The sequence below is a fragment of the Gelidibacter pelagius genome (assembly GCF_017581925.1).
Lineage (GTDB): Bacteria > Bacteroidota > Bacteroidia > Flavobacteriales > Flavobacteriaceae > Gelidibacter > Gelidibacter pelagius.
In genome coordinates, this window is sequence record NZ_JAGEVG010000004.1 from 41135 (window position 1) to 61235 (window position 20101).

At 37.9% G+C, this 20101-nt stretch carries 20 protein-coding genes; 4 read left to right on the forward strand and 16 right to left on the reverse strand.

Translation table 11 applies throughout. The features are described from left to right. Positions 1–101 precede the first annotated feature (101 nt). Positions 102–893: a tryptophan-rich sensory protein gene (locus tag J4051_RS04505; protein WP_208232665.1), complete on the forward strand. Its 792-nt coding sequence runs from the start codon at positions 102–104 to the stop codon at positions 891–893. Here J4051_RS04505 and J4051_RS04510 read toward each other — a convergent pair. The 10 genes from J4051_RS04510 to J4051_RS04555 all read right to left on the reverse strand — a co-directional run bounded on the left by J4051_RS04510 (position 890) and on the right by J4051_RS04555 (position 12375). Then, on the reverse strand, positions 890–1990 hold the full coding sequence (locus J4051_RS04510) for a DUF695 domain-containing protein (protein WP_208232666.1): 1101 nt from the start codon (positions 1988–1990) through the stop codon (positions 890–892). The two genes, J4051_RS04505 and J4051_RS04510, sit on opposite strands and share 4 nt — an antisense overlap. Positions 1991–2257: 267 nt before the next feature. After that, on the reverse strand, positions 2258–4063 hold the full coding sequence (locus J4051_RS04515) for a serine hydrolase (protein WP_208232667.1): 1806 nt from the start codon (positions 4061–4063) through the stop codon (positions 2258–2260). Between the two features lie 512 nt (positions 4064–4575). Continuing rightward, positions 4576–5103, reverse strand: a complete 528-nt coding sequence (locus tag J4051_RS04520) for a DUF6933 domain-containing protein (protein WP_208232668.1) — start codon at positions 5101–5103, stop codon at positions 4576–4578. A gap of 167 nt (positions 5104–5270) precedes the next feature. Beyond that, on the reverse strand, positions 5271–6968 hold the full coding sequence (gene ggt, locus J4051_RS04525; protein ID WP_208232669.1) for a gamma-glutamyltransferase: 1698 nt from the start codon (positions 6966–6968) through the stop codon (positions 5271–5273). A gap of 124 nt (positions 6969–7092) precedes the next feature. Further along, on the reverse strand, positions 7093–8136 hold the full coding sequence (locus J4051_RS04530; protein ID WP_208232670.1) for an endonuclease/exonuclease/phosphatase family protein: 1044 nt from the start codon (positions 8134–8136) through the stop codon (positions 7093–7095). 141 nt (positions 8137–8277) lie between these two features. Continuing rightward, positions 8278–8952 carry an RluA family pseudouridine synthase gene (locus tag J4051_RS04535; RefSeq protein ID WP_208232671.1) on the reverse strand — a complete coding sequence of 225 codons (675 nt, stop codon included), beginning with the start codon at positions 8950–8952 and terminating at the stop codon, positions 8278–8280. A 266-nt stretch (positions 8953–9218) separates the two neighbouring features. Beyond that, positions 9219–9983 (reverse strand): hypothetical protein, encoded by a 765-nt coding sequence (locus J4051_RS04540; RefSeq protein ID WP_208232672.1) that lies wholly within the window; start codon positions 9981–9983, stop codon positions 9219–9221. A 95-nt stretch (positions 9984–10078) separates the two neighbouring features. Further along, positions 10079–10714: a class I SAM-dependent methyltransferase gene (locus tag J4051_RS04545; RefSeq protein WP_208232673.1), complete on the reverse strand. Its 636-nt coding sequence runs from the start codon at positions 10712–10714 to the stop codon at positions 10079–10081. Positions 10715–10746: 32 nt separating this feature from the next. Beyond that, positions 10747–11709: an alpha/beta hydrolase gene (locus J4051_RS04550; RefSeq protein WP_208232674.1), complete on the reverse strand. Its 963-nt coding sequence runs from the start codon at positions 11707–11709 to the stop codon at positions 10747–10749. Positions 11710–11757: 48 nt separating this feature from the next. Then, positions 11758–12375, reverse strand: coding sequence for a class I SAM-dependent methyltransferase (locus J4051_RS04555; protein WP_208232675.1), 618 nt, complete (start codon positions 12373–12375; stop codon positions 11758–11760). Between the two features lie 590 nt (positions 12376–12965). Between J4051_RS04555 and J4051_RS04560 the strand changes: the two genes are divergently transcribed. The 3 genes from J4051_RS04560 to J4051_RS04570 all read left to right on the forward strand — a co-directional run bounded on the left by J4051_RS04560 (position 12966) and on the right by J4051_RS04570 (position 15121). After that, positions 12966–14246 carry a DEAD/DEAH box helicase gene (locus J4051_RS04560; protein WP_208232676.1) on the forward strand — a complete coding sequence of 427 codons (1281 nt, stop codon included), beginning with the start codon at positions 12966–12968 and terminating at the stop codon, positions 14244–14246. Positions 14247–14475: 229 nt separating this feature from the next. Further along, entirely contained in the window at positions 14476–14691 is a 216-nt protein-coding gene (locus J4051_RS04565) for a DUF6500 family protein (RefSeq protein WP_208232677.1), read from the forward strand. A 211-nt stretch (positions 14692–14902) separates the two neighbouring features. After that, a complete protein-coding gene (locus tag J4051_RS04570) occupies positions 14903–15121 on the forward strand; it encodes a VF530 family protein (protein WP_208232678.1) in 219 nt (72 codons plus the stop codon). On the opposite strand, the gene J4051_RS04575 is transcribed toward J4051_RS04570, so the two are convergent. From J4051_RS04575 to J4051_RS04600, 6 genes are all read right to left on the reverse strand, one after another. Further along, positions 15118–15528, reverse strand: coding sequence for a DUF805 domain-containing protein (locus tag J4051_RS04575; protein WP_208232679.1), 411 nt, complete (start codon positions 15526–15528; stop codon positions 15118–15120). The two genes, J4051_RS04570 and J4051_RS04575, sit on opposite strands and share 4 nt — an antisense overlap. A gap of 85 nt (positions 15529–15613) precedes the next feature. Beyond that, entirely contained in the window at positions 15614–16453 is an 840-nt protein-coding gene (locus J4051_RS04580) for an alpha/beta hydrolase (protein WP_208232680.1), read from the reverse strand. A gap of 598 nt (positions 16454–17051) precedes the next feature. Next, on the reverse strand, positions 17052–17711 hold the full coding sequence (locus J4051_RS04585) for a hypothetical protein (RefSeq protein WP_208232681.1): 660 nt from the start codon (positions 17709–17711) through the stop codon (positions 17052–17054). A gap of 2 nt (positions 17712–17713) precedes the next feature. Then, complete coding sequence (locus J4051_RS04590) at positions 17714–19234, reverse strand: carbon-nitrogen hydrolase family protein (RefSeq protein WP_208232682.1); 1521 nt, start codon at positions 19232–19234, stop codon at positions 17714–17716. Positions 19235–19299: 65 nt separating this feature from the next. Continuing rightward, on the reverse strand, positions 19300–19755 hold the full coding sequence (locus tag J4051_RS04595; protein ID WP_208232683.1) for a tRNA (cytidine(34)-2'-O)-methyltransferase: 456 nt from the start codon (positions 19753–19755) through the stop codon (positions 19300–19302). Positions 19756–19890: 135 nt separating this feature from the next. Continuing rightward, positions 19891–20034 (reverse strand): hypothetical protein, encoded by a 144-nt coding sequence (locus J4051_RS04600; protein WP_208232684.1) that lies wholly within the window; start codon positions 20032–20034, stop codon positions 19891–19893. Between the last annotated feature and the right edge of the window lie 67 nt (positions 20035–20101).

Sequence of the window (20101 nt, forward strand, 5' to 3'; positions counted from 1 at the left end):
CACTTTTGAATGTGTTAATTTTTTGCGATGTATTTCGTAAATTGTGTCATTAGCAAGAGGTGATTTTAATTTGATCCTTCGTAACATCGCAGAACATTCCTATGAAAAGAATCTTACAAATTAGCAATGGTATTGCGCTCGTTTCCACTATTATCATCAATTATATTTCCAATACTGGTGCTATCAACAACACAACTATCGGTGAGGTTTCAGGTGATTTGAATTCACTTTTTACTCCAGCAGGCTATGCTTTTTCCATTTGGGGATTTATTTACTTATTACTCATTGGTTTTATTGTTTATCAGGGGAGAAGCTTATTTGTGAAAGTGAGGGATGATGATTTTGTTTTAAAAATTGGCTGGTGGTTTGTGATATCATGCCTAGCGAATTCTGCATGGGTGTTTTTATGGCTTTATGGCTATATTGGTTTGTCCTGTGTGTTCATCTTTTTGCTGTTGTTCTCGTTATTAAAAATTGTGATAAACAATGCGATGGAATTGTGGGATGCACCCATTTCTGTGATCGCTTTTTTATGGTGGCCTTTTGTGTTTTATAGCGGTTGGGTTACCGTAGCAAGTATTGCCAACGTGTCTTCCTATTTAACAAAAATAGAGTGGAGCGGCTTTGGAATGTCTGAAGAGGCATGGACGATTTTCATGATTATTGTGGCCTTGATCATTAATTTAATTGTGACTTGGACTCGAAATATGCGTGAATTTGCCTTGGTTGGCGCTTGGGCACTCATAGCCATTGCCTATACCAATTATGAGCATGAAGTCACAATTGCCTATGTAGCGGGCGGTGCAGCCCTTGTTCTCATTGTGAGCAGTTTGACCCATGGATACATCAATAGAGAGACAAATCCGATGGCGAAGTTGAAAGCCTATTTTTAATGGTGAGGCAAATAGCGATCAAATGATTGCCAGTATTTGTCTTTGTATAGGTCAAATGTGATGTCTAATTTGTTTTTATAGTCCTGCTGCATATTATGAAGAACTTTTGAGGGTTTTCTAAAGTCAATACATGCAAAGTAGACTTCTCTAAGAGAATCGGCGGTTTCTCTTCCAATATTTAAATAGCCTTCTGAATCTTTCAATTCTTTCATGATTTGATCTTCTATCTCGTTGAGGAGTTGATAGGTGTCAGAATCTGGCAAACCATTATTGTTTTCGCCGTTATATGCTATTTTAACCGTTGCAATCCATGGATGTGAGGCTTTACTGTCCCATTGCAATAAATCAGTGTTGACAATGGCAATTAAAGGCAACCCATTCTCTAAGGTAGCTTCCATGCTCGAATAAGTATCGTTCTCGGTATCGTGTCTGAGTCCATGATATTTTTCAACAAATTCCTTTTCTCTCCAAATTAAAAAATCGTTTAATTTGTTAAATGGTATAAGCTCTTGTGTGGCATCTGAGGGATCTATAATGTTGAGACGATCAATTGCAGTCACTGAATTTAATTCGCCTAAATTATTGTCTAAAGTCAAATAGACACCATTATCCATCACAGATTTGTCCTGTCCATTGTAGTCCTTATAAGCAATGGTGAGATCTATTATATCTGGCATATTGGGATGATCAGTAGCGTAGAAACTCAATTTATCTGCATCAAATTTATAGCCTTCCATTTCAATTCCAAACGGGTTATCTGGCTTTGAAGGTTGTTTGAGTGCGGTAAATTTCCAATGCTCTAAATCTGGAGCAGCCCTAACCAGTTCTTCAACAAAAACGATATTTTTTATGATGCCGTCGGGTGTGAAGATTATTTCGGCAGTGGTATCATCAGTCATACCAACCAAAAACCAAATGCCCTCATTTATTTGGTCAAGTTTTGGTCCTAGCTTATTGAAAAAGCTTTTCTGGATATCGCCTTTGTTCTTGATTACATTATAAAAGGTTTTTTCGTTGTCTTTAAACCAATTCCAAAAATCAGCGTAGGAGGCAATGTTCTCTGGTTTATTATCAAACAATTTTTTGAATATGCTCATAGCGTTTTTTTAAAATGAGACGTGATACTGTAATTTATTAACTAAAAATCGAGTTCTAATTATTCCTCAGCAATATTACTTAATTCTTTCAATCGTGTTGAGAACATCTCAAAATAAATTTTATATAGAATTATGTGTGAGGTAATTCAGATGTATATTTTTATGATTTGAATTGTAAATTCTCCACAATCCTGTTTTTTAATTAAAATCTGTCATCACATTGGTAGTCTGGGAACAGTTCTTTACGTACGTTTTGAAAAGCTTGGGTTAATTGGTTTCTTTTTTCGCCTTAAACGTTCCATTCGGCTGAATCAGGTTCATCTCTGTAATGACGTCTTCAGATTCCAAAAACTCAATTTTATACCCATCGGCTACTTTAAGTGAAAACTTATGTTTTTCTGTAGGCATCAGTTCATATTCTGGTTGGCCGGGAACAAAAAGATAAAGTACAGTCTCGTTTTTGATATAGATTTTTAGGGTGGTGCCCATCATATTATAATCACCTACATACATTTCCAAATTGGCAGGGCTTACATCTATGGTGTTTGGCGTACGCTTAAATGCAATAGGTTCAAGTGCTGCTTCCGTTTTCATGGTGACATTAATGATCTCACCACCATCTCCAGTTGCAAAATTTAATCGCATTGGGCTGGCATCAGTGGTGTCGATGTCAGTTTTGGTCACTTCTAAAGGCTCAAACACATCATAATGGTAATGTTTTAAATATAATTTTTTATGCTTAAGATTTGCAAATAACGAGTCGTTTTCAATAGCCACATTAAAGCTGCCGTAGCCCGCATTCTCATAACTGCCCGTATAATCTCTCATGACGTGCGAAGGTTTTGTGTTCTTGACTTGAGTAGTTTCACTGTCTTCCAGTTTCAATTCTGCTTCCATCTTTTTCGCTTTCTCCTGAGCATCAACAAACCGCTTGGTCCAATCTGTGGTTTTTCCACCCAAGAGTCTATCTGCAATAGTATTTCTTACTAAGCTTGGCACTGAAGAGCCATTTTGATTTGCCAACACCACAATTCCTAATTTATCACTTGGGAAGAAAGCAACACTTGCTGCAAACCCATCAATATTACCACCATGTTCCACGCGATAATGGCCTCTGTACGACATGACCATCCATCCATAACCATAATTGGCAAAAAACAGATCAGGGTTTTCTTCTTCAGGTAATGCACCATTCATTACCATTTGAGAACTCATGGCTTCATTAATATACATTTCTGATAAAATCTGTTGGTCGTAATGCTTCCCCTTGTTGATCCATAGCTTTAACCAATTTGTCATGTCATTGACGCTACTATAGATACTTCCTGCGGGACTCATGCCGGAGATGTCATAGTAATCCATTTTGCTGATATTATCGTTCTTTTTGAGTTCATAACCGAAGGCGGTATTGTCCATCTTTTGCAGCTCGCTTAATAAAGTTTGTGAACGTGACATGCCCAGCGGATCAAAAAACCGTGTCTTGATATTCTCTTCCCAAGATTGGTCTGTAATCTTTTCTGCAATGACTCCTTGTGCCAAAAACATAAAATTATTATAGTGCCATTCCTGTCTGAGCCCTGTAAAAGGTTCCTGGTAGGCGATACGCGCAATTAGGCTATCCTTGTCCGCGGATGGAAAAAAATACCAGCTTAAATCATGACGAGGTAGGCCCGTGCTATGTCGCATCAAATCTTTGATGATGATCTTATTGTCTAAATTATCATTATAGAATTTTAATTCGGGAATATATTTTATGGGACTGTCATCAAACGATAATTTGTCTTCCGCTCTTAATTGACCAAGAAGGGCTGAGGTAAATGCTTTTGTGGAAGAACCAATCGCAAAGAGCGTATTGGCATCTGCAGGCACTTTATTTTCATAATCGCTATAACCAAAACCTTTTGAGTAAATAACTTTGTCACCATCAACGACCGCTACTGCAAAACCAGGCGCTTTCGTGGCCTCTAAAATGGCGTTGAGGTCTTTATCAAGACCTTTTAGACGCTTGTCAGTTTGTGCGTAGGGAGAGCTAAAAAGGGCGAGACAAAAGAAAAGACAGATAAATTTTTTCATGACAGATTAGTTTGGTTGATTGCTTTATGAGTAGTCTTATGTCTGTAAAAGTTACGTTTTTTTGATGAAATGGTTGATTATCGGTCATTATTTTTATGTGTGGTTGGTAAAAATTCTTTATTTGAAATGGAGATTTTTCGGGTTGTTACAGAGCATAAAGGAAGCAAAATGGTACACAGAGCCGTTTACAATTATTGTAGTGATTATTTTTGATACATTACTGGCCAATGTTTTATTATGTAGATTAATTTCAAAATAGTGCAATTTTTGAATCCGTGTAATCCGTGAAATTAGTGTCTAAAATTCATTCTGAAAGGAAGCTATTATATAGTGTTTCGTAAGCCTGAATTTTGGCGAGGCAGGGGAGACTTAAAGGTTTCACAAAATCCTCTTGATGTTTAAAGGAAATTAATGAATCAGTTGAATCAGTGCCATCTGCGTTCTATCAAAGGTTCGAAAAGACTATTTTATGGGGATTGCATTTATTCGGACCTTACTTTATTCTTTGGGATTTAGAAATTTAAAAGTGTTTTCATTGCGTCTATAGATGTGGTGTAGTCAGACATCTTTTTTCCGGCGCCGAGATGGATTGGCATGCCGTTCATGCGACTGCTCAATTCTTTCATTGGCATATTTTCTAAGCTTCCAAATTGACATTGCCATAATTTCAAGTCTTGAAGACGGTGGTTTTGAAAACCTGTAGTCTTTCTATCGTTATCCGTTGGTAAAAAATCCAATCCGCCAATTAGTGTTTCAATTCTTTCAAAATCGGTGATTATCTCGTCATAAACCAATTGCCCGTAAAACGCATTCTTGAAAACATCTTCGATATCTCGTAAGTCGGATGCTTTTATGTCTGTCAAAATAATGACATACTGAGTTCTGGCATTTGAAACAAGCCAACATTTTTTGCGGTCAACATAGAAAATAGTGGCATTCCATTTCCCTAAAATGCCACAGGCTTCATTGGAGCTTTGTGGCTTAACCAATTTTTTGATCAGTTTTTCTAATTTTTTGGTGGCGTGGATCGGTGTTCGCATGTAAATTTGTTTATGAGCTAATAATTGGTTCTTAAAATTATGCAAGATGGAGCTTATAGCTTGAATACAACATCATCTTTAATTTTTTTACGATAGATGTTTATTGGTGTCAAACATCAAAAAAGGTAAAAGTAATGCAACTAAAACTTAAGGTTTAGTTTCGCAGATTAATACCCCACCGCACCACCATCCGGACTCGATGAATCTGCTGCGCCAATATATACATCGCCATCCGTAGGGATTAAAATGCCCATCAATCGCCCTAAGTTCTTTGTGCCTTGAAGTTTATGGCCCATTTGCAACAGATTCATTTGAGTATCTGGCGACATCAGGTCGTTTTCAAAGATGATTTGATCAGGAAACCATTGATGGTGTATTTTCATGGCTTCGATGGCTTTGTCAATAGGCATGTCATAGGCGATGACGTTTAAAATGGTTTGAAAAACTGTATTGATAATGGTTCTTCCACCCGGACTTCCGATCACCAAATAAGGTTTTCCGTTTTTCGTAACAATGGTAGGACTCATGCTGCTCAACATTCTTTTTTCTGGTTGGATAATATTCGGATCCGTGCCAATCAACCAGCCGGTATCGGTATATCCCGGTTGCGGATTAAAGTCGCCCATTTCATTATTGAAAATGAAGCCAAGCTTTGGTGAACCCAGTCCTGAGCCATAAGATTGTTCAATGGTATACGTTAGGGATACGGCATTTCCGGCTTTATCAACCACCGATAAATGCGTGGTGTTTGGACCATCATAAAGTTGTCCGAATTTTAGTGAATCGCTCACAGAAGCTCTGTTCATATCGATATTTTCATATCGCATTTTTGCAAATTCTTTTGAAGTCAGTCGGTCCAATGGCATTTCCAAATTAAAATCAGGATCACCAAGATATTGCGCTCGGTCGGCAAAAGCACGTCGCATGGCTTCGGCAACCAAGTGTACATATTGGGTGGAATTAAAGGGGATGGAATCCAAATTGGCCTGCTCCATAATGTTGAGCATTTCTATAATTGCAACACCTCCAGAACTTGGTGGGGGCATGGACACAATGCCATAATCCTTATAAGTCCCTGTAATCGCTTCGCGTTCTACAGCTTCGTATTTATTTAAATCTTCAAGAGTGATGATCCCACCATTCGCTTTCATAAACGTTGCAATTTCTTGAGCTACGGCGCCCTTGTAAAAACCATCTTTACCCTTATCGCGAATCAGTTTTAGAGTTTCTGCAAGGTTCTTCTGAACCCATAATTCACCAAATTTGACCAGTTCACCGCTTGGTTTTTTATAGTAATCTTTCAAGAATTGTGGTTTGGTACTGGAACTCTTATTGAAGTTTTTAGCATGTTCAGCCAGAGCATAAGATAATATGACCCCTTTTTCAGCTAAATCTACTGACGGTTGCACCAGATCTTTCCAAGGTAGTGCACCATATTTCTGATGGGCCAAATATAAGCCGGCAACCGTTCCGGGGACGCCAACAGATTTAAGTCCCTCATGGTTGCTGCCTTTTACGAGGTTTCCGGAACTGTCCAAAAACATATCCGCAGTAGCCAACAATGGCGCTTTTTCTCTAAAATCGATGGTTGTGGATTTGCCTGTAGCGTCGGTGTAGACGATGAAACCGCCGCCACCTATATTTCCAGCTTGCGGATGGGTTACGGCAAGTGCAAAAGCTGTAGCAATAGACGCATCAATAGCGTTACCTCCTTTTTTAAGGATGTCAGTACCAACTTGTGATGCCACCGTATTATCAGAAACCACCATGCCATTCTGGCCATAGGTTTGACTAAAACTATCCGTGGAAATAATAAATGTCGCCAACAAAAGGCCGATAATAAAAGAAGTGTTGATTTGTTTCATGAATAAGTTTATATGATGATGAAGACAGTGATTTTCTCAACCTCTAATTTAGTAAAAAATTATGCCAATAGTGGTGTTTTCCACTGACATTGTTAGATTGACTTTATGCTGATAAAATAAAATATCATTGAATCATTTTAAAAACTGCAAGCACGTTTTTATGATCTGTAGGCCAGATGCCTTCGGGCGTTTCAATGGGATCATCTGAAGTTTCTAAAACACGTTTATTGCGGACAATAGAACCTTGCGGGCCAATGACCTTGGCGTCCATGAGCTTTAATTTATCAGAAGGTAAATAAAAAATATAATCAATCCGATCGCGATCGTCAGCATCTGGAGCCCAGGCTAATTTATCAATCGGTATCAATGGTGTATCGGCTGGAAATGTGAATCCTGGGTGCGTTACGGGATTTGGGTATATTTCACGATAAGTATCAATAAAGCCTGCTTTATGGAGGTCTAAGGTGTTGTGCCAGGGCATCACAACGCCGTTATGATCATATAAATCCTTGGTGGCTTCTGTCCAGTCCAAAAAGGACGGTTCGTTTAGATCCCCACCAAAAATCACCAATCTGTCAAGCAACTTTTCATTCAAAGCATCCGTAATTAGCGCACTAATGGCTTCATCACGCATAGATGCCAAATTATCGGTGGCGATGGTTAATGAATCCGTAACGATAGCGTCTAACTTTTCCCAAGTGGAACTATGATAGCCACGTGGTAAATAAAGACTGCAATGACGGTAATCTAAATGAGCGCTATAGAATACAATTTCGTTGTTCTTAACCTTTATTATTGCTTTTGTAACCGAACCCTGATCATTATTCAAAGGGTATACCGCGGTTTGGGAAAGGATAGGATAACGCGAAAGAATACCCGAATCTTCACTGCGCTCTGAATAATAGGTTTGGCCTTTTTCTGATAGGGCTTTTACCAAACGATCCGCAAGAGTTTTATCATCATAATTTCTGACTTCGCTCAAGGCTATTAAATCTGCATCGGTGCGAATGACCTCGTCAATAATCGCATCAAATCCACCGGGAACGATGGTGCCTTCTTGCCAGATATTGAATTGTAAGACTTTTAATTTCGTTTCTTCTTGTGACGTACAAGAAAATGTGAAAGCAATAAAAAGATAAAAACTCAGACAATATATGTTTTTAAACATCTTTGGTTGAAATGAAATGAAAGGTAGAAAGGTAATAAGATTTTTTATTCTTTTAAACTTCGGATTATTTGTGGAGGAGGAAGATCTTGAGCTGAACTTCAGGAAGGTATAAATCTCTGATTGACATTTTTCTTTATGCTACTACATTGTGAAGGATTTAAATTCCCAAAAAGCGTTTCTTGGTGGCGTTGCTTCGTAGGTTATTACTTCTTTGGATTCCGAGGTTTGATAGCTTAATTTCCAAGCGTGAAGACAAATAGCAAGTGGGAAGTAATCTTCATCTGAGCCATATTTATCATCTCCAATAATGGGCAGGCCTATATGTGCCAATTGCGCTCTTATCTGATGGAAACGACCAGTTTTTGGTTTTATCTCTAAAAGATAACCCAAATCATTTTTGCCTATAACTTCATAGGAAAGCATACATTTTTGAGAGTCTTTTGATTTCGATGGAACGATATCGGCTCTTTTTTCCAATGTGTTTTTGACGAGAAAATTAGTTAAGTTATCCTTGTCTTTTAGGGGTTTGTTTTTAACAATGGCCAGATATGTCTTTTGAACTTTTCGACTGCTGAAAAGCGTGTTAAATTCCACAAGAATACTTTTTTTCTTGGCAAATACCAATACGCCACTGGTCACCCGATCCAATCGGTGTATGACGCCAACATAAGGTTTTTGTTTATTCTTCGAAAAGTGATTGAACACTTGATCTTCGACAGTAGTATTCTCGTACGGGCTTTTTTCACTTATGAGTCCAGCTGTTTTATTGATAACTATATAATCATTGTTTTCATGTACTATTTCAAGTTTGGACATGGATAGTGTTCTTTTAAATTATCAGAATGCGTGAGATTAAGATGGACTCAGTGCAAAAATAGGCTTATAGTTACAGTATGTTTTAAAGCTTGATCAGTTTTTTTAATTTATGAAGTTTAAATACAGTAGCTGAGTTGATAATACTATGGAAATAATTTTTTGATTTTGGCAGTCTAATTCTTGGTGAGGAGCGTTAATCATGTTTATGATCAGTGTTAAGAATCTAATTCATAAACTCGAATGACGTTGACATTTGATTAATCGGTTTAGCCTCTTTTTAAATCCACTAACCAAAAATTCACTTTAATGCCGTTAAGAAGTTCATATTCCATACGCACAAAACCATAGAGGCTGGAAAAATAACTTGTCAATTTGGTTGTGCCAATATCAGAGATGGCAGAACTTTCTATGACAAAACAGTCTAAGGTTCCAAAAGCGGTTCTAATCTTTTCCATTTTGCTTATTTTGTAATTGAGGGAGAGTAATAAGGGCTCTTCCCAGATTCCCCAAAGTGCATTACTCCAATTTTTTCCAATTCCCATTTTGTCCGTCCATTCTTGACCGACAGATAAGGGTTTCTTTACAAATGGAAACGGGGCGGTTTGCAAGGCATTGAAAAACCCGGTTCGGACGGGGTGGAGCCAAATGTTGTGTGAATTATCTACCAATCCAGTTAAACTCATGCCTTTTGACAGTGGATCTTGAATATAGGATATTTCCGTTTGTCCCTCGTTGGTTCTTTCCGTATCTGAAACCTGTTGTACCACTAATCGAATTTTGTCTACATCAATATCATCAGTAGCTAAAGGTACCAATTCAAATTCGGCACTTCCATACATGCCTTTATTGCTTTTGAGTTTCAGAACTTTACCGTCCTTGATGATTTCGTAATCAAATATATAAGCGTTTCCTACCAAGTACACCTCATTGGAAGCGTCAATATTGTGCGTGTCCATAACGACCGTATCATAGTTTTGGGCAGCACCAATTTGGAAGGTAATTAGAAATAGTATAGTCAGTTTTCTGATCATGACGATTTTTTAAAGGGCCTCGTAGGATTTTTAAAGATAATTAAAATAAATAGTTGTCGACGTTGCATAACAAAAATAATCTTTAAGGATGGTTTTTATAGCACAGAACTTGTTATGAACCTTTTTGATTCTCTTTTCTTACATTTTATAAGATAAAACGGATAAATGTCCATCACCTCTGTTATCTCAAAAAGACCTGCTTGACCAAATTCTTCTTGTACGGACTCCCTGTCGTAGAAGAACATTTTTACGCCACCAAATATTTCAAATCTGTCTTTGTCGATGCAGGTTCCGTGACCATAAATCTGTGCCTCCTTGGTAACCGTTGTAAACACCATAAAACCGTTTTCTGAGAGTTGGTTATAGCAGTCTGTAATTAGTTTTTTTCTGTCTTTTTTGTCTAACAGGTGAATTAACGCATAGCAATATATACCGTCATACTGGTTTTTATCAAATGGCATTTCAGTGACAGAACCGTGATAAATATGTAAATCATCGCCAAAATGTTTATGTGCTAAATCAATGGCTGTCTTGGAAATTTCAATACCTGTTACCGTTATTCCGTTATCCCTAAATATTTGTGCGTTTCGTCCATAACCAATCCCAGGAATAAGTATGTTTTTTACGTTGTGTTCAACAAAGAAATCATTTATCAATACAGTGGATTTTGCGGGTTTAAAACCCCACATTTCCTGATTCATTTTAAATGTTTCTTCCCAAAATTCTGTCATTGCTGTAGGGGTTTTGAAATTGTTATCGTTTCTTATCTGACATTGACCTTAAGCCATTCAAATATTATTTTATAAACATGTTCTCTAATAGGCTTTTTAGAGAGTACTAAATCGTGCAAACCATTTTCAATTTCGCAAGTGGTCACTTCGCCCCTGAGTTGACTGGCATATTCGTGGATGTGGTCCACATTCAAAACAGCATCTCCTTCCATAAACCGTTCTGACCATTTTCTATCATTAATAGTTTGACTGCTATAAAGTACCAGGGCAGGTACGGCCAATTTCAGATTGTTTTGTATGCTTTTGTGAGCCGTGTGAATGGCGTTTATGAAACTTAGCGTCACCTTTGGGAGGTCGTGAGGTTTCCACGAGAGATTATAGTTCCATTCCCCATAGTTGTCTTGATGAAGACTGTAGCCATAGAATCTTGAAAAGCCACCTGAGATTAACATGTCGGGGAAATATTTGCTTAAAAAAGATAGTGTGGGGATTCCAATTTTCCGTTCAAAAGCACTCAGATTAAATTCATAGAACGGGCTGTTGCAGATGATTCCATGGAATAAACCGCTTTTAAAATACCTCCCGGCATAATGGGTGATAATGAGCCCACCAGTAGAATGGCCCATTAATATCACTTCTGAATGCTTTTCTGATTTAATGATATGTAAAGCTTCGTTTATCTCTTCATCATACTCTATAAGCGAACGGACATTATTTATTATTTGATGGCTCATGTACGACCGACCGTACTTCCTTAGGTCCAAAGCATAGAACGTATAGCCCTCTTTACTGAAGCGTTTGGCCATTTGCTCTTGAAAGAAATAATCGCTAAAACCATGAATGTATAAAATGGCCTTAGCGGAAGAAGTTATAGATTCCCTACGGATTAAAGTTGCAATGACCTTACCTTCATAATCATCATTGAGGGTCAAGGTCAGTTGTTCAAAACCATCACCAAGTATGTCAGGAACATAATCTTGATTGCTATTTTTCATAGAATTCAATTTTGTATTGGATTTGGAAGGCAATTAATGACATAAAGTTTACGCGTTCTTCTTTCCAATAAACCTAATCACGCTTGCTAATCCATTATGAAAACTACCTTCCTTTAATTCTATTTGAGTTTCTTCAAGTTCAATGATTTCGAAATCGATGAAGGTTTGTTTAATTTCCTGTTTCGAATATAGCATCTCTCTATTTGCTGGGCCTCCCACATTAGGATTTTTTTCACGAAGTTCAAGATTGTTGACACTAAAACCTTCCAAAATCAGATAGCCATTCGGTTTTATTAATTTAGCTAGATCCTTGTGTAATTTGTCTTTTTCGTTAGCAGCAAAATGAGCGTAAATTAGGGCGAGAGCGTCAAAGCTGTTCTTTTTCAGATTGAGTTGGTTTAATTCCCCAACCCGATAATCGATTTCCACATGCTCTGAACGGGCTAACTCCATCGCTTTGTTTTTGCCTTCTTCGCTAATATCAAAAGCCAGTACATTCAGTCCTTTTTTTGCTGCATAAACAGCGTTTCTGCCTTCACCTTCAGCTGGTAAAAGTAGTGTTCCCTCTATATTTAGTTTATCAATCGTATTTTTAAAGAATACATTTGGACTCGTTCCGTATGCGAATTCTTTTTCCTTGTATCTGTTATTCCAAAAATCTTCCATTTTTTTTAATTTCTTTGTACATCTGCGTATAAACCTCAGTTTGTATGCCTGAACGTCTTTTGCAGTATGCTTTATTCTTAGCAGTGGGCTTTAATACTATGAGGCTTTTATTGATTGAAAATACAATTTCTTAATCATACCTTTTGGGCTTGCCCTGAGATTATTAATTGGAGTCCACCAAAATACCTTATTCTAATCAGATAACCTATAAGTAGAATTAAGTATTTATAGCCTACTGGAAATAGGTTCGCATTCGTACTGTTTTTTACATTCCTTCGACAAATCTTCTGCAATACCCCATTTTACCGAGGCTCACTCGAACAAGTATCGAACAAAACTGGGAGAAAACCCCTAAAAAGCGGACCGAACTATTAAAAAGCAGACAATAGGCGACAGGTATGGGTTGGGATTTGTAGTTGGCTTAATATAGTGTTATACCTTATAGGGCGAGCGTTTGTGGTTGATTTGGTTGAATGCGATTTTCAATATAATACAGCACATTGCGTAATTACGACCAATTTAGCCGTACATTTGCACAAAATTTAAAGGAGTGACCTAAATTAATAGTGTTTGCTTCGTAAACACAATTTATGTCATTCAATTCATTAGGATTATCTGATGCTTTGCTTAAAGCAGTCAGCAAACAAGGCTATACAACGCCTTCACCAATTCAACAAAAAGCCATCCCATTAATATTAGAAGGAAAAGATGTTTTAGCATCGGCTCAAACGGGGACTGGGAAAACAGCAGGTTTTACACTACCATTACTGCAATTGTTGTCTCAAGGACAAACTTTGCGCCAACGCCCAGTACGCGCTTTGGTATTGACACCAACCCGCGAATTGGCGGCTCAGGTGTATCAAAACGTCAAACAATACAGTACGTATTTAGATATTAGAAGCACCGTTATTTTTGGCGGTGTCAACCAAAATCCGCAAGTGGCAACACTTCGCAATGGTGTAGATGTGCTTGTCGCCACCCCAGGACGGTTGCTAGATTTGCACAACCAACGCGTATTGTCACTCGCCAATGTTGAGATTCTTGTATTAGATGAAGCCGACCGTATGTTGGATATGGGCTTTTTGCGCGATATCAAAAAAATCATGGCAGTCATGCCAGCCAAACGACAAAATCTTTTGTTTTCGGCTACGTTTTCAAGAGATATTAAAGCGCTTGCCAATGAGATTCTTAACCATCCCGTAATGGTGGAAGCCACTCCAGAAAACACAACAGTAGATGCTATTGACCAACAGGTATATCGCGTTGCTAAAGGGTTAAAACCTGACTTATTGGTGAAGTTGATTTCAGAAGGAAATTGGGAGCAGGTATTGGTTTTTACACGTACCAAGCACGGTGCGAATAAATTGACCAAGAAACTCATCAGCAGTGATATTACGGCCATGGCCATCCATGGTAATAAAAGCCAAGGAGCAAGAACCAAAGCTTTGGACGGCTTCAAGAGAGGTACTGTGCGCGTATTGGTAGCGACTGATATTGCTGCCCGCGGATTGGATATTCCGTTATTGCCACATGTAGTCAATTTTGAACTGCCTAATATTGCCGAGGATTATGTGCATCGTATTGGCAGAACAGGTAGGGCAGGAGCAAGTGGATTGGCGGTTTCTTTGGTCAGTGCTGATGAAACAAGCTTCCTTCGTGATATTCAAAAGTTAATTGGGGAACGTATTCCTGTGGAGATTGTCGAAGGTTTTGAACCTGATCCAAACGCTTCTACTGAGCCTATCAAACAAGGCCAAGGAAGAGGTGGAAGGCCACAACAGAGAAAAGCAAGTACTACTAAAACAAGCTCCAAAAGCTCAAGTTCTGGAACTGGTTCGGGTAGAAATAGAAATAGGAATAGACGGAATTAAAATAGCCAGTACGTCCGTCTGCCAGTCCGCAGCTTTTGCGTAGGCGAGAAATCGAAGTTGAAGTCAAAAATAAAATTACCAGTCCGTAAGTATTATTGGCTTAGATAACAATCAAGAAACAAGCCTACCCATAGGATGTATCTGCCGTGACGGGGAATTGAATTTGAAACTGAAGTTGTAATTTTCCGTACGAGTATAATTTTAGTTAACAAGAAACACGAACCTTCAAATGTTAAATGCAACGCTAAAAGATAAAATGATTACGGTTTGTGAGGCAAAGATTGCTTCAAAAGGCCCCAATGTCGGTTTGTCTTTTTATGCTTTTTTTGCCAATAAAAATGAGACTCCTGAATTGTTGATGGAAGCTGCTACGTGGTGGATCCTAACCCATAAGTTGGATCATTTTGAGAAGGCGGTGAAAATATTGGCGATGGTGAAGGATTAATGGATGTTTTCTTCTAGAGTAGATACAGACTGAAATTCCAAAAGACAAATTCCAAATTCCAGAAGAGTTATCCAAAGATTTTTTAATTTAGCATTCTAACAAAATCCGTGAAAATCAGTAAAATCAGCGTCACCCGCCTGAACGAACGGGCAGGTCAGCGTTCCAATGATTGGATTGAACTAGAAACCACAAACAAAAAAACCTTCAAAAAATGCAACCCAACAACCCCTTACACGGCATAAAACTCGAACAAATCATTAATGATCTTGTAGCGCATTATGGATGGGAATATATGGGCACGGTTATTAAAATCAAGTGTTTTAATGAAGATCCATCGGTCAAATCCAGCTTAAAATTCTTAAGACGCACGCCTTGGGCACGTACCAAAGTGGAATGGATGTATTTAAATATGTTGGCTAAGAAACGCTAAAATTCCACAGGTTTTCCAATCTCATTGATCTCATCTGTATTTGGTCCTTTTGGATTCGGTCCCCATTTGTTCTGCATCGGCTCACTATCTTGAACTGTAAAAATCAGAAGAATAAACGAGCCTATATAAGGAATTAAAGTAAGTAGATAAAACCACCCACTTTTTCCTGTATCATGTAGACGCCTAACTGTTATTGCTAAAGCTGGAATGAAGGATGCCAGTACATAAATCACTAATAATATCGCACCTATAGAACCCAATTGCAACTCACTCAGAGCTCCTGACAAAAATGCCAAAAGAAAAATGATTAGGACATGAAAAAGTATGAACGTCCAATATTCCGTTCGTCGTGCACGGCCGCTAAAGTCGGCGTATTTGTTTTTGAAAGCGTCTAAATACCAATTCATAGGTTATAAGTTAAGTTGAGGTAAGTGCTAAAATAGAAAGATTTCTAAATAATCACCTCAAAAAGCCTTGATATTGGACCAACGGTCAATTTTCTTTATATGGATACATCAATTTAAAAGTGTCGTTTACACTTTGATGTAAAATTGTGGCATGATTTTCATTTGGTAAAAAAAGAAACTCAGATTTGAGATTTGGTTTTTCTGCGGTTTTTAGCAATTCGGCCAAACTCCTCGCTTCACGCTCCATAATTTCGCCTTCAGCACCTACCGATACATATACATTGGCTGGCATTTTAGAATGTGCACCCAAGAACATTTTGGCATCTTTAAGTAAGGATTCGTTATCCCACCATAAGCTCGGACTCACAATAATATAATCCGTAAATAGTGTTGGTTTTTTGAATAGGATTTCAGTGGCGAGCAAACCTCCAAGGGATTGCCCAATGAGTGTTTTTTGGTTTGTCGTTGGATAATTGGCGTTGATATAAGGTTGCACCTCACGCTCTAAGAAGTCGATGAATTTTCGCGAACCACCTGTAGTTGGAAAATCCATTTTTAACTTTCTATCCATGGTCGGGAAGGTGAAGTCCCGTTTCCTATCGATGTTGGCTATGCCCACCACAATAGATTTTGGCATATTCATCTGCAAATTGAAAAACTGCACCAGGCCAACAATATGCATGAAATCTTCATTCATGCTGCCGTCCAATACATAGATTATTGGATATTTTAAAGTATCGGAAGTCTTATAACCATCAGGCAAGTAGATGTTGAGCGTTCTGGATTCTGATAGAATTTTGGAATCGATGGAAACCACTTCTCCAATTGTTAATGGTGCTTTTGAACTTTCCTTTAAGGCGGTTTGTGCATCCGCAGAGCTATGGGTAATCGTAATCAAAAAAATATAAAAAAAAAGGTGTTTCATTATTAGGGAATAATTTGGATGCTTTTTGATTTATGAGAATGGGTTAAATATAGTGTATTGATGGGGTTTTATTAAGGTTTTTAACTTTTTGAATCGATAATTATTTTAATTTTTTTAGACATGGATTACACGAATTACACCGATTCAAATATTTCATTAATTTTTAAATTAACGTCTATAATATAAGATTTGTCATTAATATTCAAGATTTCACCTTAAAACAGTAAATGCTCTTTGTGTAACCTCTGCGAAATAGCTGTTAGTCTCCCGCAGATTTCGCGGATTCACGTAGAACACTAATTCATTTAAGCCATAGCGTTTCCTTATTGGAACTGTGTGATAGCTTTATTTCGAAACGAGTTTTAGCCATGAATTTTATTAATCCAAGATTGCATTAAAACTTAGGTTTTATTATTTCCAAAACTAGTGTTAGTAATTATTTTTAAAACCGACCTGTGTTGAGCGCACTCGAAGCAAGCGTCTCAATGCTCCTTTGTTAGCAAAATATAAGCTCCAGGTTTAAAATAAAAACCCGGAGCCTCAATCGAATCCTGTCTTTATTCTTGATTCTTACATCTAACAGCGAAGCGGTCTTTTCTTAATCTTCCTCCTCCTCAAAAATCGCAATCGTAGCGTCAAATTCCGCATCCTTAAACTCATCCCTACTGATCCAATATTCCGACGTGGTCATGATATAAGAATTGTCTCCTGTAGCTTTTAGCTCCCACACAATATCTTCAGCTTCATCAAAGGCTTCTTTTCCTGCCAATTGATCAGCATACAAACGGGTGATGACGCTGCTATTGGCTAAGGTCTTGTCCAAAACTTTTAACATGACTTCTTTGGTCACACCTTCGTTGGGCGTGATTTCAAACTCAACTATGGTCGCTTTCGCAGATGGAAAGGTTCCATTATAAGCTTTAAATAGGAGCTGATTGATATTAAAAAGTTCATGGTGCAAACTGATGTCACTATATTCTTCCGAGATTTTATCGAGCAACATATCGTGCGACATTTGGTCGATTTGGCCTTCTGTTAAATGCTCAGACAATTTATAATCTAAAAGAATTGCTGCGGCCTCATGCCCTTCAAAATCTGAGATGGCCATAAAGAGCAACTCTTCAAGTTCCTCAGGTTTTGATTTTTCGGCACCCGGAAATCCGAAGCGATCCAAAAGTTCAATATAATCGGCATTAGTCCATGCGTCTTTAAATTCTTCAACAGTTTTAACGCTGTTGATAACAATATGATAGTTCATAATTACTTCTTTTTTAGTTCAAATAAATCTGTTCTTCTGTCCTTTAAGTTTCTGACGCTTCCAAATTGGTTGAGCTCTCTTAAAAGATCAATATCCACATCGGCGATGAGGATCATTTCGGCGTTTTGTGTGGCTTCTGCTTTAACCCCGTTGGTTGGGAATGCAAAATCACAAGGCGTAAATACCGCTGATTGTGCATATTGAATGTCCATATTTTCAACATTTGGCAAATTGCCCACACTGCCCGCAATGGCAACATAACATTCATTTTCAATGGCTCTTGCCTGTGCACAATGGCGCACGCGGGAAAATCCATTCTGGGTATCGGTCAGAAATGGCACAAATAGAATGTCCATGCCTTCATCTGCCAAAATACGGCTCAGTTCAGGAAACTCGACATCATAGCAAATGAGGATGCCTATTTTGCCGCAATCGGTATCAAAAGCCTGGAGTTTGTTCCCACCAACCATTCCCCAAATCTTAGCTTCGTCTGGAGTGATATGTAGTTTTTCAAATCGTTCTGTGCTACCATCACGTCTACATAAATAACCCACGTTATAGAGTCTGTTATCCACAACTTCTGGCATGCTCCCGGTGATAATATTGATGTTGTAGGAAATAGCAAGTTTGGAAAAACGCTGCACCATTTCTGCCGTATGTTTTGCCAATTCCCTGATGGCTTCAGGTGTGGATAAATGATTGTTTCCAGCCATTAAGGGGGCGTTGAAAAACTCTGGGAACAAGGCGAAATCACTTCGATATCCTGAAACCGAATCGATAAAGAATTCTGCTTGTTGCATCATTTCGTCCATATCCTTATACAAACGCATTTGCCATTGTACCAATCCTAAGCGAACAACCTTTTTAATGGTCGTGGCTTTCTTGGATTTCTTCTCATAGTAAATATTGCTCCACTCCAATAGCACAGCATAATCTTGGGAGGAGGCGTCGCCTTCCAGATAATTCTTTAAAATACGTGTTGGGTGAAAGTCATTGGAAATTTGAAAATTAAGGACTGGATCATGGATTTCCTTACGTCTTACCTTATCGATATATTCTTTAGGTGTTAGTGTATCTGAAAACTTATGATAGTTAGGGATTCGTCCCCCAAAGGCTAAACCTCTCAAGTTTAAACGCTCACATAATTCCTTACGATAGTCATAAAGACGGCGTCCCAAACGTAACCCCCTGAATTCTGGTTTGATGAATACATCAACGCCATAAATGACATCGCCCTCATTGGTATGCGTGCTAAACGTGTAGTTTCCGGTAATATCCTTATAGGTGTGGTTATCATCAAATTGTTCATAATCTACAATAATGCTCAAGGCACAACCAGCTATTTGATCATTGATTTTAATGACGACTTGACCTTCTGGAAATTCTTCGATTAATTTCTTAATTTGATGTTCTTGCCAGAATGCATCAGGCATGGTGGTGTAGGAGGCAATCATTGCTTCCTTTAATTCCTGATAATCTTCCAGGTTTAAATATTTTAATTCGATGTTTTCAATGTCTTCCATGGTGTCAATACAATGTGGGTTGGTTTTTCTCTTGAAGTTTGTTCTTTACAACAGGACTTCGTTTATTATTTATTTAAAGTTTTAATGCCTTCATAAGCCACGATGGCTACGGCATTTGCAAGGTTTAAACTGCGCACATGCTCACTGAACAGTGGGATTTTGTACAGGTGCTCTTTGTGTTTTTCAATAATATCTTTGGACAATCCTACCGATTCCTTACCGAATATCAGAAACAAATTATCCTCAAACGGAATGTCCCAATAATCTTTGTCGCCATGACTTGATAAAAACGCCATTTTCTCGCCTTGATGTGCTTCAAAAAATGAGGTTGCATTTTCATAGGTACTGATAGTAACGTGTGGCCAATAATCCAATCCGGCGCGTTTGAGCCGAGCATCGGTAATTTCAAATCCGAAAGGTTTGACCAAGTGCAAATGTGCTCCGGAAGCTAAAGCCAACCTCCCAATATTACCTGTGTTATTTGGGATTTCAGGTTCCATCAATACTATGTTTAAGGGCATACCAAAGTTATAGGTTTTTAAATTTTTCTAACGATCAATAAAAGTATTTTTTGGTCATTTATGATAGTTTTCAACCAAAAAGAAACCTATTCGTTAAAGATAAGAATAGGTTTCTTTTTAAAATATATCATCGAATCAAGTTTTCGATTTTTGATCTTTTATCGTCTTTTTATCAATATCAAACTGATTGGTATCCATTTTAGTGTCTCCTGTTGGATTAGTAGGATTGGTCTGCTCAGTTGTTCTTTTAAACTTTTTAGTGTCTTTTATAATCCCCATGATTCTACTTTTTTTATTCATTGATAAGTTAATGAAAACAGAATGAAATTCTATTAAAAGTATCATA